Annotated in this window: 17 protein-coding genes; 8 read left to right on the top strand and 9 right to left on the bottom strand. The window is 72.4% G+C overall.

The window, feature by feature from the left end; translation table 11 throughout:
• Window positions 1-174: 174 nt before the first annotated feature.
• Entirely contained in the window at window positions 175-462 is a 288-nt protein-coding gene (locus ACWDRW_RS36465) for a metal-sensitive transcriptional regulator (protein ID WP_451731608.1), read from the bottom strand.
• Between the two features lie 81 nt (window positions 463-543).
• Here ACWDRW_RS36465 and ACWDRW_RS36460 point away from each other — a divergent pair, with 81 nt between their 5' ends.
• Entirely contained in the window at window positions 544-1,134 is a 591-nt protein-coding gene (locus ACWDRW_RS36460) for a rhodanese-like domain-containing protein (protein WP_451731605.1), read from the top strand.
• Here the strand turns inward: ACWDRW_RS36460 and ACWDRW_RS36455 are convergent.
• From ACWDRW_RS36455 to ACWDRW_RS36440, 4 genes are all read right to left on the bottom strand, one after another.
• The gene (locus ACWDRW_RS36455) at window positions 1,113-2,195 is read right to left on the bottom strand and encodes a tyrosinase family protein (RefSeq protein WP_451731603.1); all 1,083 of its coding nucleotides are present in this window, start codon (window positions 2,193-2,195) and stop codon (window positions 1,113-1,115) included. The genes ACWDRW_RS36460 and ACWDRW_RS36455 overlap by 22 nt on opposite strands.
• Window positions 2,182-2,688 carry a hypothetical protein gene (locus ACWDRW_RS36450; RefSeq protein WP_451731600.1) on the bottom strand — a complete coding sequence of 169 codons (507 nt, stop codon included), beginning with the start codon at window positions 2,686-2,688 and terminating at the stop codon, window positions 2,182-2,184. Before ACWDRW_RS36450 ends, ACWDRW_RS36455 begins: the two co-directional genes overlap by 14 nt.
• Window positions 2,689-2,764: 76 nt before the next feature.
• On the bottom strand, window positions 2,765-3,430 hold the full coding sequence (locus ACWDRW_RS36445; protein ID WP_451731597.1) for a response regulator: 666 nt from the start codon (window positions 3,428-3,430) through the stop codon (window positions 2,765-2,767).
• A complete protein-coding gene (locus ACWDRW_RS36440) occupies window positions 3,427-4,557 on the bottom strand; it encodes a sensor histidine kinase (protein WP_451731595.1) in 1,131 nt (376 codons plus the stop codon). The genes ACWDRW_RS36445 and ACWDRW_RS36440 overlap by 4 nt, the downstream gene beginning before the upstream one ends.
• Window positions 4,558-4,756: 199 nt before the next feature.
• Between ACWDRW_RS36440 and ACWDRW_RS36435 the strand changes: the two genes are divergently transcribed.
• Window positions 4,757-5,365 (top strand): hypothetical protein, encoded by a 609-nt coding sequence (locus tag ACWDRW_RS36435; protein ID WP_451731592.1) that lies wholly within the window; start codon window positions 4,757-4,759, stop codon window positions 5,363-5,365.
• On the opposite strand, the gene ACWDRW_RS36430 is transcribed toward ACWDRW_RS36435, so the two are convergent.
• Window positions 5,326-6,522: an NAD(P)/FAD-dependent oxidoreductase gene (locus ACWDRW_RS36430; RefSeq protein WP_451731589.1), complete on the bottom strand. Its 1,197-nt coding sequence runs from the start codon at window positions 6,520-6,522 to the stop codon at window positions 5,326-5,328. The genes ACWDRW_RS36435 and ACWDRW_RS36430 overlap by 40 nt on opposite strands.
• A gap of 106 nt (window positions 6,523-6,628) precedes the next feature.
• Here ACWDRW_RS36430 and ACWDRW_RS36425 point away from each other — a divergent pair, with 106 nt between their 5' ends.
• Window positions 6,629-7,069, top strand: a complete 441-nt coding sequence (locus ACWDRW_RS36425) for an RpiB/LacA/LacB family sugar-phosphate isomerase (RefSeq protein WP_451731586.1) — start codon at window positions 6,629-6,631, stop codon at window positions 7,067-7,069.
• A gap of 203 nt (window positions 7,070-7,272) precedes the next feature.
• Here the strand turns inward: ACWDRW_RS36425 and paaK are convergent, their stop codons facing one another.
• Both paaK and paaI read right to left on the bottom strand, forming a co-directional pair.
• Entirely contained in the window at window positions 7,273-8,586 is a 1,314-nt protein-coding gene (gene paaK / locus ACWDRW_RS36420; RefSeq protein WP_451731583.1) for a phenylacetate--CoA ligase PaaK, read from the bottom strand.
• Window positions 8,583-9,008, bottom strand: coding sequence for a hydroxyphenylacetyl-CoA thioesterase PaaI (gene paaI, locus ACWDRW_RS36415; RefSeq protein ID WP_451731580.1), 426 nt, complete (start codon window positions 9,006-9,008; stop codon window positions 8,583-8,585). Before paaI ends, paaK begins: the two co-directional genes overlap by 4 nt.
• A gap of 174 nt (window positions 9,009-9,182) precedes the next feature.
• Here paaI and paaA point away from each other — a divergent pair, with 174 nt between their 5' ends.
• From paaA to paaE, 5 genes are read left to right on the top strand one after another with little or no spacing between them, the layout of a single operon-like run.
• Entirely contained in the window at window positions 9,183-10,160 is a 978-nt protein-coding gene (paaA, locus tag ACWDRW_RS36410) for a 1,2-phenylacetyl-CoA epoxidase subunit PaaA (RefSeq protein ID WP_451731578.1), read from the top strand.
• On the top strand, window positions 10,157-10,444 hold the full coding sequence (gene paaB, locus ACWDRW_RS36405) for a 1,2-phenylacetyl-CoA epoxidase subunit PaaB (protein WP_363160444.1): 288 nt from the start codon (window positions 10,157-10,159) through the stop codon (window positions 10,442-10,444). The genes paaA and paaB overlap by 4 nt, the downstream gene beginning before the upstream one ends.
• A gap of 9 nt (window positions 10,445-10,453) precedes the next feature.
• Window positions 10,454-11,281 (top strand): 1,2-phenylacetyl-CoA epoxidase subunit PaaC, encoded by an 828-nt coding sequence (paaC, locus tag ACWDRW_RS36400; RefSeq protein ID WP_451731575.1) that lies wholly within the window; start codon window positions 10,454-10,456, stop codon window positions 11,279-11,281.
• Complete coding sequence (gene paaD, locus ACWDRW_RS36395; protein ID WP_451731573.1) at window positions 11,275-11,790, top strand: 1,2-phenylacetyl-CoA epoxidase subunit PaaD; 516 nt, start codon at window positions 11,275-11,277, stop codon at window positions 11,788-11,790. The genes paaC and paaD overlap by 7 nt, the downstream gene beginning before the upstream one ends.
• Window positions 11,790-12,896 (top strand): 1,2-phenylacetyl-CoA epoxidase subunit PaaE, encoded by a 1,107-nt coding sequence (paaE, locus tag ACWDRW_RS36390; protein WP_451731570.1) that lies wholly within the window; start codon window positions 11,790-11,792, stop codon window positions 12,894-12,896. The genes paaD and paaE overlap by 1 nt, the downstream gene beginning before the upstream one ends.
• 144 nt (window positions 12,897-13,040) lie before the next feature.
• Here paaE and ACWDRW_RS36385 read toward each other — a convergent pair whose 3' ends face one another.
• Window positions 13,041-15,206: a TerD family protein gene (locus tag ACWDRW_RS36385; RefSeq protein ID WP_451731567.1), complete on the bottom strand. Its 2,166-nt coding sequence runs from the start codon at window positions 15,204-15,206 to the stop codon at window positions 13,041-13,043.
• Between the last annotated feature and the right edge of the window lie 30 nt (window positions 15,207-15,236).

Here is a 15,236-nt window from a genome sequence, read left to right as displayed (position 1 = left end):
GGAACTGGAGGACCTCAACCCGTACCTGTCCCTGGACGCGCTGGACGAGGACCGGGACCGGCCGCGATGCCTGCGGGCCTGCGCTCACGCCTTCGACCGGGACCGGCCGCGATGCCTGCGGGCCTGCGCTCGCGCCTTCGGCCGGGATTGGCCGCGACCGCCGCGCACCCGCCCTTACGCCAGCGACAGGAACAGCTTCTCCAGTCGCGCCCGCATCTGCTCGGCGTCCTCGCCGGAGCTGCGGCCGGCCTCGATGTCGCTCACGCACTGCTGCAGGCCCGTGGCGATGATCGCGAAGCCCGCCCGGTCCAGGGCGCGTGACGCGGCGGCGAGCTGCATCACGACCTCCTCGCAGTCCCGGCCCTCCTCGATCATCCGGATCACACCGGAGATCTGGCCCTGCGCCCGGCGCAGCCGGTTCAGCACGGCCTTGAGGTCGGCACCCGCGAGGTCCAGTTCCACGATCACTCCTCCAGAAATACCCCTAGGGGTACTCTACGTCCCGCTTCGGGACGACGTCGAACACCAAGGATCACATCTGCCATGACCGCACCCCTCACGCCTGTAGTCCTGACCGTCGCCCAGGCCCGCGCCCGGCTGCACGAGGTCACCGTCCTCGATGTACGGACCCCTGGCGAATACGCCTCCGGCCATCTGCCCGGCGCTCTCAACCTCCCGCTCGACCGGCTCCGCGCCGCCCTGCCCGAGCTGCGGCAGGCGGGCGAGCTGCTCATGGTGTGCGCCTCGGGGAACCGCTCCGAGAACGCCTGCCGGATCCTGGCCGCCGAAGGCATCGCCGCCGCCACGCTCGCGGGGGGCACCGGCGCCTGGGCGGCCGGGGGCAACGAAGTCCGGCGTCCGGAGGCCGCCCGCCCCGGGTGGGCCATGGAACGCCAGGTGCGGTTCACGGCGGGCGCGCTCGTGCTCCTGGGGCTGCTCCTCGGCGCCGTTCTCCACCCGGCCTGGCAGTTGCTCGCGGCGGGCATCGCCGCAGGTCTGGTCTTCTCCGCGCTCACCAACACCTGCGGCATGGCGGCCGTCCTGGGCAGGCTGCCGCACAACCGCCCGCGCGCGGCCGACTGGGAGACCACGCTGATGATCCTGCGGGGACGTCAGACCGAGGGGGGTGCGTAGCGATAGCCCACGGCGTCGACCGTCTCGGTGTCGAGCACGTCCTCCACGCTGACCGGGTCCTCGGCGGAGAAGTCCGGCAGGAGCTGCTTCACCTGGGCGTCGACCAGCGTGTCGTACCCCGTCGCGCCACCCACCCAGGGCCACATCGGGTCCAGGAGGCGGTGTCCGGGCGGTGCCGGCTCGAGGTCGAACGGCGAGAGCTGGGCCGGCGGCGGATAGTGGTCGCGCGGTTTGGAGCCGGGCACGACGGCCAGCCGGCGGGACTGCCAGTTCGCCCATACCCGGTCCACGTTGGCGTGATGGAGCCAGAAGACGGGGTCGTTGGGGGAGAAGCCCCGGGACATGTGGCCGCCGATGAAGTTGTGACCGCTGTTGTGGGCCGGTACGAACACCGGGGAGCCGTTCTCGTCCAGGGCGGAGAAACCCTCTTCCAGCGCGGTCCAGAAGTGCCAGAAGGGGTGCACCCCCGGCTGCTCGGGGGCGAACCGTTCCAGCAGGGCGATGTGCGCCCGCCCGGGCGGCCACTGCGCGCCCGCGTCCGCCCGGGCCAGGGACGTACCGAAGGAGTCCGCCAGCAGCGGGTGGACGGGGAATCCCGTCGCTCCCGGCAGATCCGTCGGCCACCAGACCGGCCGCTCCGCCGGGGGAACGGGGTCGCGGAACACGCTGTCGGTCAGCGGTGCCGGCGAGCCCGAGCCCAGGGAGCCGAGGAAGTCGCCGGTGAACAGCTCGGCGACGGCGCCCGGGTGATCCGTCCAGTCCCAGTAGGGGACGGTGACACCGGGGATCTCGGACTGAAGCGCCCTCTCGAACCGCCGGACGTACTGGCGGTGCCAGGCGCAGAACCCGATGTTCCAGTGCGCGAAGTTGACGGTCGTCCCGGCCGGAGTTCCCGGTGGCCGGACCACCATCACCGCGCGGTGCAGGGCGACGAACTGGTCGTAGACGCTCGTCCCCGGGGGACCGGCGGGTGCGGGCCGGTGCTTGAGCCGGACGAGGGCCTCCAGGAACCGGTCGCGCTCCTGGACGGTGAGGTCCACGGCACTCCTACGGATGTCCATGGCCGCCCCCGTGGTCGTGCGTGCCGCCGACGGGCGAGTGATGGTGCTCGAGATGGCCGGTGGCCGCGACGCCGTGCAGACCGGCGAAGAAGGAGCGGTCGGGATCGTCCGTCAGGAGCCGGGTCAGCAGCTCCCGGAAGGTCTCTCCCGTCCGGGTGGTCAGGACCAGCTCGCTCAGGTACATGTTCGCGGGGCCGAGCCCGATCCGGAGCAGGACTCCGGCCCGGTACGGCGCGACCTCGATCTCCACCGGGCGGACTCCGACCGCCCCGCAGTGGACCGAGGCCTCAAGGCTGTCGGCGAGCTCCTTCAGGCGGTGCGCGGTGCAGCCGTCGGCCGCGGTCAGGGTCGTCAGCAGGCTCAGGTGGTCGTACAGCATGCGGGGCCCGGTGACGACGACCCGGACCTCGGGTACGTCGACGAGCAGGTCCACGAGCGAGGCGCCCCCTTTGCCGAGGGCCAGGGTCGTACTGCGGGCGGTTGCGGTCGGCATATGCCAAGCGTCCGGCCGGCCGGTGGTGTGCCGCGACCCCGGGACGCCCGAACGAGGGTCCGCCGGCCCGGAACCCTCACAGCAGACCGAGGTCCCTGGCCCGCAGCGCGGCCTGGGTGCGATCGCGCAGGGACAGTCGGGTGAGGATGCGGGAGATGTGGTTCTTGACCGTGCCCTCGCTCAGGAACAGCCGCGCGGCGATCTCCCGGTTGGTGTGGCCATGGGCCACCAGCCGCAGGATGTCGATCTCACGCGGGGTCAGGTCGGCCGTGTCGGTGGGGGCCGCAGGGGCCGCCGGACCGGGGGAGGGCAGAGCCTCGGTGAGGCGGCGGGCCACCGACGACTCCAGCTGGGTGACGCCGGCGTGCACCAGCCGTACCGCCCGCGCGAGTTCCTCGGCCGGCAGGTCCTTGAGGAGATACCCGCTCGCCCCGGCCCGCAACGCCCGCACGACGTACTCCTCGTCGTCGAAGGTCGTCAGCATCACCACCCGGCACTCCGGCGCCCGCTCGCGCAGCACGGCGACCGCCGCGACGCCGTCGAGCTCCGGCATCCGTACGTCCATCAGCACGACGTCGGGCCGCAGTTCGAGCGCCACGGTCACCGCTTCCCGGCCGTCCGCGGCCGTTCCGACCACCGCGATGCCCGGCCGCAGGGACAGCAGGGAGGCGATGCCGTCGCGGATCAGCCGCTGGTCGTCGACCACCAACACCCGTACCGGCTCCTCCGGTTCCCCGCTCATGACGTGGCCCCTCCGCCGCGCGGCACGGTCACCGTCAGCCGGGTCCCGGCGCCCGGACCGCTGTCGACGCGCACGCTCCCCGCCACCAGTTGGACCCGCTCCCGCATCCCGAGCAGGCCGAACCCGCCGGTCGCCCGGTCCGGCGCGAACCCGCAGCCGTCGTCGGCGACCACCAGCCGCGCTTCGTCCCGCGCCAGATGGAGCGTCACGCTCACCCGGGAGGCACCGGCATGGCGGCGCGCGTTGGTCAGCCCCTCCTGGGCCGCCCGGTACAGAGCGGTCAACTCGGCGGTGCCGTAGCCGTCCTCGTCACCCTTCACCTCGACCGTGACCCGGGGCGGCACCCCGCCGTCCCCCGCGAGGTCGGCGAGCACGACGGCGAGCCTCGGGCGTGCCGGGGCGCCGCGCAGTACGCGGACCGACTGCCGTACGTCGCCCAGGGCGAGCTTCGCCGACCGGCGCGCCTCGGCCATGGCCCGACCGGCGACCTCCGGATCCAGCGTCCTGAACTCCGCGGCCATCTCCAACTGCACGGAGATCGCGGTGAGATGGTGCCCCAGGCTGTCGTGGAGATCCCGCGCCAGCCGGTTGCGCTCGGCGGCGGCGGACAGCTCCGCGACCCGCGCCGCGGACTCCTGGGCGGCGAGCCGGGCACGCTGCTCGCCGACGGCCACGGCGGCCATGGCCAGCGCCAGGATCAGACCCACACACAGCATGAGCAGGTCGGACACACGCTCCAGGTCGCGGTGCCAGCCGGGGGAGGTCAGCGCCCACGTGGTGATCAGTGCGGCCGGACACAGCGCGGCCAGGGCGAGGGCGGCTGTGCGGCCGTACGCGAAGTATGCGGTGAACGGCAGCAGGACGAAGAGGACTTGGGACAGCCCCGAGGCGTCCAGTGCCACGACCGAGCCGATCAGCGCGAGGCGGGTCAGGAGCAGTGGAAGCCGGGGCACGGGTCGGCGGACCGCCGCGGCTTCCAGGGCGAACAGCGCCGCAGTCGCGGTGACGAAGCCGGCCGTCCGCGGGATCGAGGGAGCGGAGACGGCCACCGCCTGGTACAGACCGCCGACGAGCACCGCGCCGTACAGCAGCGGCGCCACCCACCGCACAGGCACATACGCCGTCATGCGCACCCCCTTGCCGCCAGACTAGGCCGCCGAGGCCGCCGGCGGACCGTGCCGGACGACACATGCCGAACGGCACGGGCCGCCCGGCGGTCGGTGACGTCCGGCGCTGGGATGTCGCCGCTCCTCATCTCCTGTCGCTGCCCGGTCGGAGCCCAAGCTGGCTGCCCGAACAGCCGTACTCGACTCAGGAGTTGGCCCCATGACCGCTGTCTCCACCTCCGCCCCGCCGTCCGCGCCCCGCCTCCGACAGGGCGCGCTGTGCGGGGCGCTCTCCGGTGTGCTCATCGCCCTGTCCGCGCTGGTCGAGGCGTTCACCGGCGAAACCTCCGCGACCAGTTGTGTGCTGGCCGTGTCCCCCGCCTTCGCCCTGCCGCTGCTCGGCGCCCTGCATCTGGCGCAGGGCGCCGCCACCGGCCGCTTCGCGGACACGGCCCACACCGTGAACGTCATCGGCCTCGGCCTGTTCGGCGGTGCCGCGTTCGCCTCGAACCTCGTCCTTTTCTACTTCGACGACGAGGTCATCGAGGAGACCCTGACCGGCCCCACGGTCCCCGTGCTCATCGGCTCGGCGGCCGTCTTCGCCGCGGGCTGCGCCGCGTTCGGGGCGGCGCTGGTCCGTGCCCGCGTCTTCCCCAGGATCCCGTCCTGGGGATACGCCGTCGTCCTGCCGGTGTTCGCTTTCCTGACCGCGCTGCCGGACTCCCCGCTCACCATCGCCCTGCACGTCGTCGTCGGTGCCGTCCTGGTGTGGCTCTCGGTCGCCCTGCGTCAGCTCACCGGGAGGCCGGGCGGGTTCGTCGAGCGCTGAGCGGCCCGCAGCAGCTGTCGGCGGTACTCGCCCTTGGGCCAGTGGTGCGAGCCGGGCTTGCGGGCCTCGTTCACCAGGTGCTTGACACTGAAGGTGTACGTCATCTCCTTGAGCCGCGCGCCGGCCCGCCCGGGGACGTAGAGCCGCCGCGCGGTGTCGTCCTTGTGCGCGAGCTGGAAGATGCCGGCGCGGCGGCCCAGGCTGATGCACATGGCGTTGAAGGACATGTCGACCGGCTCGGGCGACCGTCCCGCGAGGCGGTGGAGCACGGTGTCGGCGGCGTGCGCGCCGAGGCAGCCCGCCACGTAGGCGCTCATCCGGAAGGGGAGGTCCGACGGGGCGGAGGAGTCGCCCGCCGCGACGACGCGCTCGTCATCGACGCTGGTGAGCGTCTCGTCCGTGCGGAGGCGGCCCGCCGCGTCGGTGCTCAGCCCACTGCGCGCGGCCAGATCGGGCACGCCGAAGCCGGCGGTCCAGATCGTCACCGTACTGGGCAGCTCGCGGCCGTCGGTGAGCCGTACGGCGTCGCGGGTCACGGCCGTCACCTTCGTGCCGGGGCCGTCGAGCACGGTCGCCCCGAGCCGGGTGAGCCGCTTGGCGGCCGTACGGCGGGCCTTGGGATGGAGGTACGCGCCGAGCGGTCCGCCGCAGACCAGGGTGACCCGGCGGCCCCGCTCGGCCAGCTCGGCGGCGGTCTCGATGCCGGTCGGCCCCGCGCCGATCACGGTCACCGGGGCCGTCGTGGGCGTGTCGTCGAGGATCGACCGCAGCCTCCCCGCCGCCTCCAGGGTGGCGACGGGGTGGGCGAACTCGGCCGCCCCGGGGAGCTGTGGATCGGCGCTGCCGCTGCCCACGGCGTAGACCAGGTAGTCGTAGCGCAGGGCGCTGCCGCCGGTGAGCTCCACGTGCCGCCCGGCCGCGTCGATCCGCTCCACGCTGTCGACCACCAGGCTCACCCGCTCGGCCAGCAGCTCGCCGTAGTCGAGCACCACGTCCTGCTCACCGCCGACCAGCTGGTGCAGGCGGAGCCGGGGGACGAAGGTCGGGCGGGGATTGATCAGGGTCACGGTCACGTCGTCGCGCTGCGTCAGCCGGTTCGCCGCCATGACGCCCGCGTATCCGCCGCCGACCACGACGACCTGCTGGTTCTCGCTCATGGTGTCTCCTCCGCTCCAGGGGTTCGGCCTCAAGACACCGCACGGCCTAACCCTGTGACAGGACGTGACGCAGGTCACCCGGCGGAGTGCTGAGTAGGCTGCGGACATGCGGATCTCCGTCTCCTCCGACATGGACGAACCCGTCGCCCGCTTCCTCCTCGCGGAGCTGGAGCGGCGCGGCCACGAGACCGTGGCGCACGGGGCGCTGCGGCCGGGCGACGACCCCCAGTGGGCCGTCTGTTCCGAGGCAGCCGCCCGCGAGGTCGCCGACGGCAGGGCCGACCAGGCCGTGGTCTGCTGCTGGACCGGCACCGGCGCCTCCATTGCCGCGAACAAGGTGGCCGGGGTCCGGGCGGCGCTGTGCGTGGACGCCTGCACGGCGGACGGCGCGCGCCGCTGGAACGACGCCAATGTGCTCGCCCTCAGCCTGCGGCTGACGTCCGAGCCCTTGCTGAAGGAGATCCTCGACGCCTGGTTCGCGGCCGAGGCCAGCCAGGACGCCGAGGACCGACGGAACGTGGAACACCTCGGACGGCTCGACGCGTAGATCGGCAACGGGCGAAACGGGCCGAGGGCCAAGGGCAAGAGCTTCGTCATCCGGCGCGCCGGCGAGGACAGGCCGGTGCCGCCGACTGACGCTGTCGGCCCAAGCGGGACAGGTGGCCGTCGACCCCGAGCCGGGCAGCTGGACTGCGACGATCCGCGAGCGCACCGGTCGGACGGCGGGCAGCGTGCGCGGGCGCTGACCCGTTACTCCTTGCGCAGGTCCTTGACCCGCTTGAGCTTGCCGAGCGAGCGCTCCAGCGTCTCCGGCTCGACGATCTCCACCTCGACGCTGACCCCGACGCCGTCCTTCACGCCCTGGGCGATGGCCCCGGCGGCCGCCGCGCGCTGCTCGGGCCCGGCGTCGGGGCGGGCCTCGACGCGGACGGTCATGTGGTCCATCCGGCCGTGCCGGCTGAGCCGGATCTGGAAGTGCGGGGCGACGGCCGGGGTGCGCAGCACGATCTCCTCGATCTGGGTCGGGAAGACGTTCACCCCGCGCAGGATGATCATGTCGTCGCTGCGGCCGGTCACCTTCTGCATCCGGCGGAAGGCGGGCCGGGCGGTGCCCGGGAGCAGCCGGGTCAGGTCGCGGGTGCGGTACCGGACGATCGGCAGCGCCTCCTTGGTGAGTGAGGTGAAGACGACCTCGCCCTCCTCGCCCTCGGCCATGATCTCGTCGGTGAGCGGGTCGACGATCTCCGGGTAGAAGTGGTCCTCCCAGATGTGCAGTCCGTCCTTGGTCTCCACGCACTCCTGCGCCACACCCGGACCGATCACCTCGGAGAGCCCGTATATGTCCACGGCGTGGATCCCGGCGCGCTCCTCGATCTCGCGGCGCATCTCCTCCGTCCACGGCTCGGCGCCGAAGACGCCGACCTGAAGAGAGCTGTCGCGCGGATCGACGCCCTGCTTCTCGAACTCGTCGAGCAGGGTGAGCATGTAGGACGGGGTGACCATGATGATCTCGGGCCGGAAGTCCTGGATGATCTGCACCTGCCGGGCCGTCATCCCGCCGGAGGCGGGGATCACCGTGCAGCCGGCGCGTTCGGCGCCGTAGTGGGCGCCGAGTCCGCCGGTGAACAGGCCGTAGCCGTAGGAGACGTGCACCTTGTGGCCGGGACGGCCGCCGGCGGCCCGGATCGAGCGGGCGACCACGTCCGACCACATCGACAGGTCGTTCTCGGTGTAGCCGACGACCGTGGGCCGGCCGGTGGTGCCGCTGGAGGCGTGCACCCGGCGGACCTGGTCCATGGGGACGGCGAACATGCCGAACGGGTAGGTGTCCCGGAGGTCGGCCTTGGTGGTGAAGGGGAACCGGGCGAGGTCCTCCAGGGTGCGGCAGTCGTCCGGGGTGACTCCGGCCTCGTCGAACTTCCTGCGGTAGAGCTCCACATGGTCGTAGGCGTGCCGCAACGTCGCGCGGAGGCGGTCGAGTTGGAGCTCCCTGAGCTGCTCACGGGTCAACTGCTCGGCTGGGTCCAGCAGTTCGTGGGGGAGGGGCTCGCCCAGGTTGCTCATCGCGACTCCTTCGGCGCGTGTGTCGTCGTACTGCCGATGCTGCGGCTGCGTCCGCGGAACTCCGCGACGATTTCGTCGCCCCGCAGGACGCTCACGTCGTAGATGCCGCTACGGCCGAACCGGGTGCGCTCCTGGGCGCGGGCCACGAGCACGTCGCCCTCGTGCGCCGGGGCGACGAAGGTGATGTCGGCGCCCGCGGCGACGGTCACCGGGCCGTGGCTGTTGCACGCGCAGGCGAAGGCGGTGTCGGCGAGCAGGAAGACGTATCCGCCGTGGGCGATGCCGTGGCCGTTCACCATCGCCGCGGTCACGGTCATGCGCAGCGCGGCCGTCCCCTCGCCGTGCTCCAGCAGCTCGATCCCGAGACCCCGGGAAGCCTGGTCCGCGGCGAACATCGCCGCCGCGGGGTGCGTCGTGGTCATCTCCGCCACCTCCTGTCCCAACCGACCATTCGGTCTGCATTCGGCAGGGTCAAACAATCAGCCGGGGCGTAGGACTGTCAAGGGTCCGTTCCCGGCCTCCGAGGGTCTTGCCGGAGGCGCGGAAACACGTCACACTGAATACCGAACGAATGGTCGGTTGGGAAGCTGGTGGAGATGACCACGACACACCTCGCCGAGGCCGTGCCCCCGGAGCCCCCGGAGGCGCTCCAGGAGCACTTCGACGCGACGATCGCGCGCGACCAGCGCATCGAGCCGCGCGACTGGATGCCCGAGGGCTACCGCAAGACGCTGGTCCGGCAGATCGCGCAGCACGCGCACTCGGAGATCATCGGCATGCAGCCCGAGGGGGAGTGGATCAGCCGCGCGCCGTCGCTGCGCCGCAAGGCCATCCTGTTCGCCAAGGTGCAGGACGAGGCCGGACACGGGCTGTACCTGTACTCGGCCGCCGAGACCCTCGGCGCGGACCGCGCGGACCTCACCGACCGGCTCATCGAGGGCCGCCAGAAGTACTCGTCGATCTTCAACTACCCGACGCTGAGCTTCGCCGACGTCGGCGTCATCGGCTGGTTCGTCGACGGCGCCGCGATCTGCAACCAGGTCCCGCTGTGCCGCAGCTCCTACGGCCCCTACGCGCGCGCGATGGTGCGGATCTGCAAGGAGGAGTCCTTCCACCAGCGGCAGGGCTACGAACTGCTGATGACGATGATGCGCGGCACCGAGGGCCAGCGGGCGATGGTGCAGGACGCGGTGGACCGCTGGTGGTGGCCGTCGCTGATGATGTTCGGCCCGCCCGACGACGCCTCCCCCAACTCGGCCCAGTCGATGGCCTGGAAGATCAAGCGGCACAGCAACGACGAACTGCGCCAGCGCTTCGTCGACATGACCGTCCCGCAGGCCGAGAAGCTCGGCGTCACGCTGCCCGACCCAGAGCTGAAGTGGAACGCCGAGCGAGGCCGGCACGACTTCGGCACCCCGGACTGGGACGAGCTGATGCGGGTCATCAAGGGCGGCGGACCGTGCAACGCCCAGCGGATGGAACGGCGCAGGAGCGCCCACGAGGAAGGCGCCTGGGTGCGCGAGGCGGCCACCGCCCACGCGGCCAAGCGGGCCCGGAAGGAACCGGCGGCATGAGCAACACCGACTGGCCTCTGTACGAGGTGTTCGTGCGCGGCAAGCGCGGCCTGAACCACGTCCACGTGGGCTCGCTGCACGCAGCCGACGACGCGATGGCCCTCACCCACGCCCGCGACCTGTACACCCGGCGCAACGAGGGAGTGTCGATCTGGGTGGTGCGCTCCGAGCACATCGCCGCCTCCACCCGCGACGAGAAGGACCCCTTCTTCGCGCCCAGCGCGGACAAGGTCTACCGCCACCCGACCTTCTACGACATCCCCGACGATGTCCCGCACATTTAGGAGCCGGGGATGAGTGAGGACCACGTCTACATGACCCTCGCCGAGGGCCACGAGGACGACACCCGCTGGGCCTACGGCACCGGCTTCGAGGACCCCCTGCACGGCGTCGACACCACCGTGCCGGACGGCGTGGACGCCGGTGAACTCGCCGCGACGTGCGTGGCGCTGGCCGACGACGCCCTGGTGAGCGCCCAGCGCCTCGCCGAGTGGATCACCCGCGCCCCCGAGCTGGAGGAGGAGGTCGCGCTCGCCAACATCGGCCTCGACCTGCTCGGCCAGGCCCGGCTGCTGTACTCCCGCGCCGGACAGGCCGACGGCACCGGCCGCGACGAGGACGCCTACGCCTACTTCCGCGACGCGGCCGACTTCCGCAACGTCCGGCTCGCCGAACTCCCCATCGGCGACTTCGCGTTCTCCATCGTGCGGCTGCTGGTGCTGTCCAGCTGGCGGCTCGCCCACTTCGAGCGGCTGGTCTCCCACCCCGACCCGGTGCTCTCCGCCGTCGCCGCCAAGGGTGTCAAGGAACTGACCTACCACCGGCAGTACGCCGCCGAGTGGGCGGTCCGCCTCGGCGACGGCACCGAGGAGTCGCACCGCCGGATGCGCAAGGCCGTCGAGCAGGTCGGCCCGTACCTGGGGGAGCTGTTCACCGCCTGCGACGTACGCACCGAGGTCGTCGGCGTACTGCGCCAGGTGACCGAGGAGGCCGGGCTGCCCATGCCGGTGTACCGCCCGTCCCCCGGCTCCGGCCGCGAGGGCGAGCACACCGAGCACCTCGCCCCGCTGCTGGAGGAGCTGCAGAGCGTGGCCCGCGCCCACCCGGGGGCGACATGGTGACCCTCCAGCTCGACGTACGGCACGCGCGGGAGATCGCCGAGCGGGTGCCGGACCCCGAGCTGCCCATGCTGACCCTCGCCGACCTCGGCGTCCTGCGCGCGGTGACGCTCACCGAGGACGGCACGGTCGTCGCCGACCTCACCCCGACCTACTCCGGCTGCCCCGCCATGGCCGAGATGCGCGCGGACGTCGCCGCCCGGCTCCGGGACGCGGGATACGCGCGCGTGGAGATCCGGACCGTCCTGAACCCCCCGTGGACCAGCGACTGGATCACCCCGGAAGGCCGCCGCAAACTCGCCGAGCACGGCATCGCCCCGCCCGGTGCGGCGCCGCGCCGAGCGGCGGGTCCGGTGCCGCTCACACTGTCGCCCGCCCGGCGCGAGGTGGCCTGCCCACGCTGCGGGTCGGCGGACACCGAGGAGACCTCCCGGTTCGCCGCCACCTCCTGCAAGGCGCTCTGGCGCTGCCGCGCCTGCCGCGAGCCGTTCGAGTACGTCAAGGAGATCTGATGGCCCCGACCGCCCCCGCCGAGGCCGTGAAGCCGCGCCCGCGCCGCCGCCCCGTCTTCCATCCGCTGCGGGTGGCCGCCGTGCAGCCGCTGTGCGAGGACGCCGCCGCCGTCGGCTTCGAGATCCCGCCCGAGCTGGCCGAGGAGTTCGCCTTCGCGCCCGGCCAGTCGCTGACCCTGCGGCGCGAGATCGACGGCCGGGACGAGCGCCGCTCGTACTCCATCTGCACGCCCGCCGGTACGGACCCGCGCATCGGTGTCCGGGTGGTGCCGGGCGGTCTGTTCTCCTCCTGGCTGGTCAACGAGGTACGCCCCGGCGACACCGTCGAGGTGATGGCCCCCACCGGCAACTTCACCCCCGACCTGACCGCCCACGGCCACCATGTACTGCTCGCCGCCGGCTCCGGCATCACCCCGATGCTGTCCATCGCCGAGTCCGTCCTCGCCGCCGACTCCCGCTCCCGGGTCACCCTCTTCTACGGCAACCGCCGCAGCGGCACGGTGATGTTCGCCGACGAGCTGGCCGACCTGAAGGACCTGTACCCGAGCCGCTTCCAGCTCGCCCACGTCCTGTCCCGCGAACCCCGCGAGGCCGAGGTGCTCTCGGGCCGCCTCGACGCCGAGCGGCTGGCGGCGCTCATCGACGGCCTGGTCGATGTGCGGACCGCCGACCACTGGTGGCTGTGCGGCCCGCACGGCATGGTCCGCGACGCCCAGCGCGTGCTGGACGAACTCGGCGTCCCCGCCGACCGCGTCCACCAGGAGCTGTTCTACGCCGACGACGAACCCGTCCGCGAGGTGCACCACACGGAGTCCGGCCCGACCGGACCCGTCAGCCAGGTCACCCTCGTCCTCGACGGCCGCTCCACCACCTCGGCCCTGCCGAGGGAGCGCACCATCCTCGACGGCGCCCAACGCACCCGCCCCGACCTGCCGTTCGCCTGCAAGGGTGGCGTCTGCGGCACCTGCCGCGCGCTGGTCACGGACGGCAAGGCCGACATGCGCCGCAACTTCGCCCTCGAGGACAACGAGGTCGAGGCGGGGTATGTGCTGACCTGCCAGTCGTACCCGGTCTCGGAGACCCTCACCGTCGATTACGACAGCTGAACAGCGAACCGGCCGTCCCGCGCGGTGGCGGGACGGCCGGTTTCGGCTGAGGGCGAGGAGAGCGAAGGGACTAGTTCAGTGAATCCGCTCTCGCGGAGGTAGAAGGAAGCCCCTTCATGGCCTCGCCACGGCTCACGCTACCAGTCACTCAGGGATCAGGTCGCGCAGATTTTCGAGCGTCACGATCCGCGAGTCCGGGTGCAGCCCCTCGGGACGCTGGAGTCCGATGTAGGTGACCGGCCCGTCCGGAACCTTCTGCCCGTCCCACAGGGCCACTTCGGCACCGCCCATCAGCTCCACCAGGTGACGGACCGTCAACTGCTCGCGCTCCACGATCCCGCGCAGCAGCGTCGCCACCGACACCCGGTTGCCCTCGACCCGGTTGGCCGACGGCGTGCCCTTCAGGTACAGATGCAGCCACTTCGCACGCCAACGGCCGTCCTCCCCGCGCAGGAAGGCGAGCGGCAGCGCCACCCGGCCGGGACCGCGCAGTTCCGACTTCATCCGCACGGTCCGGGGCTCGAACGGCCGCCCCTTCTGCTCGCCCTCGCGCAGCATGAACCCGAAGAACGACTCCTCGACCTCCTCGAAGCCCTCCCCGGAGTAGAGGTTGACCTGCGGCACGACGAAGGTCCCGCGCACGGCCCCCAGCCGGATGTTGATGAACTCCGAGGCCCCCTGCGGCGCTTCGGTGATGTCTCCCGAGTGCTCGCCGTCCAACTCGGCGAGATTGGTGTACGACAACCAGCAGACCGTCCGGTAGTCGGCGTCCAGCATCAGCGCCGACAGGTCGTAGTCGGTGTCCCGCCGCCGCTGCTTCCAGTACACGAAGAACCGCAGCAGCTCGCCCTCGACCGGCGAGAGGGAACCGCGGGGCAGCACCCCGAGCCCGGCGGCCGTGGCCCGTCCGCTGAGCGGCAGCGCCACGTCCAGGACATCGGGATCGACCAGCAACCGCCCCGGCCGCGGCAGCCGGCGGCGGATCTCGTCGTCCAAGGCCTCTACCAGACGGGCCCGTTCGGCCTCGGGGACGCCCGCGCGGCGGTCATCGGTCACCCAGGCCCGCCCGAGCCGGTTGATGAACACGCGCCGCTGCTCGCCGCCGTCGGCCCGGTTGTGCAGATGCTCACGCACCGACAGCACGACCCGCCCGGAGACCTGCGGCGCCGCCTCGACGGCGGCGGCCACGACGCGGTCCCGTTCCTCCTGCGTACGGCACAGTCGCAGCAGCCGGTCCAGGGACCGGAACAGCCGACCCGGCGCGTCCTTGAGCAGCAGCGCGGCACCGGTGACGTCACCGTCGCCGAGCAGTTCCTCCAGCCGGCCGTCGAAGGACGGCGCCTTGCGCTCGCCGCGCGCGACCGCGAACACCTCCGCGGCATGCGGCCACCGCGGGTACTCGTGCGGGTGCAGCCGCTCGCCGAGCCGCTTGAACGCCTCGCGGTGCACGGGTACGTCGGCGAGCTTGCCGGGCGCCGCCGCGACGACGGAGTCCAGGCCCGCGAGCAGGACGCGGCGCACCGGACGCGACAGCGCCCGGAACCGGGTCGGCGTCTGGAGGGTGACGTCACCGTCCGACAGCGCGCACGCCAGCCGCAGCACGTCGGTGACCGTGTCCAGCAACGGCGCGGCCCCCGCCGCCAGCCGGGCCCGGTTGACCACGGCGCGGTTCTCCCGCACCGGGATCGCCTCGGGCTGCGGCCGGTCGGCGCAGATCCCGGCCAGGACCGCGAGGTCGGCGAGGTGCTGGTCGCCCAGCGGGGTGGCGGAACCGGCGAGGGCCAGATACAGGTGGTGGACCTCGTCCTCGAGCGCGCCGCCCAGGTGCAGCACGGTCACCCGGTCACCGGTGGCGGCGAGCAGCTCCTCGTGCGCGGCGAGCATCTCCTCGTACGAGTGCTGGTAGCGGCCGTACGACGGCAGCGTGAGCAGGTTGACCACTCCGGTGCTCAGCTGGGCGAGGATCCCGGGTCGTACGGACTCGTCGGCGAGGGCGCGGACGATGCAGTCCCGCCAGAAGTCGAGGGTGTCCGGCACGTTCGCCGGGAAGTCGACGAAGTACACGTTGTGCCGGACATGGTCGCCGACCATCTCCCGGACCGTGGCCAGGGCGTGCCCGGCGGTGGTGACGACCGCGTCCGCCGCCAGCCCCGACAGGTGCTCCAGCAGGTCCGCCGACAGTTTGAAGCCCACGGACATCAGCGCGGCGTCGAACTGCCGCGCGGCGACGGCCCCTTGCCCCGCTGAACCGGCGGGGCGGGGGAGGCGGTGGGTGTGACGGACGACCAGCGATTCCAGGCTGAGCTGCATGCCAGGATGATTCCAGGGTCGTACTCTTGT

The organism is Streptomyces sp. NPDC003635, assembly GCF_053587635.1.
This window is presented reverse-complemented; position numbering and strand designations above follow the sequence as displayed.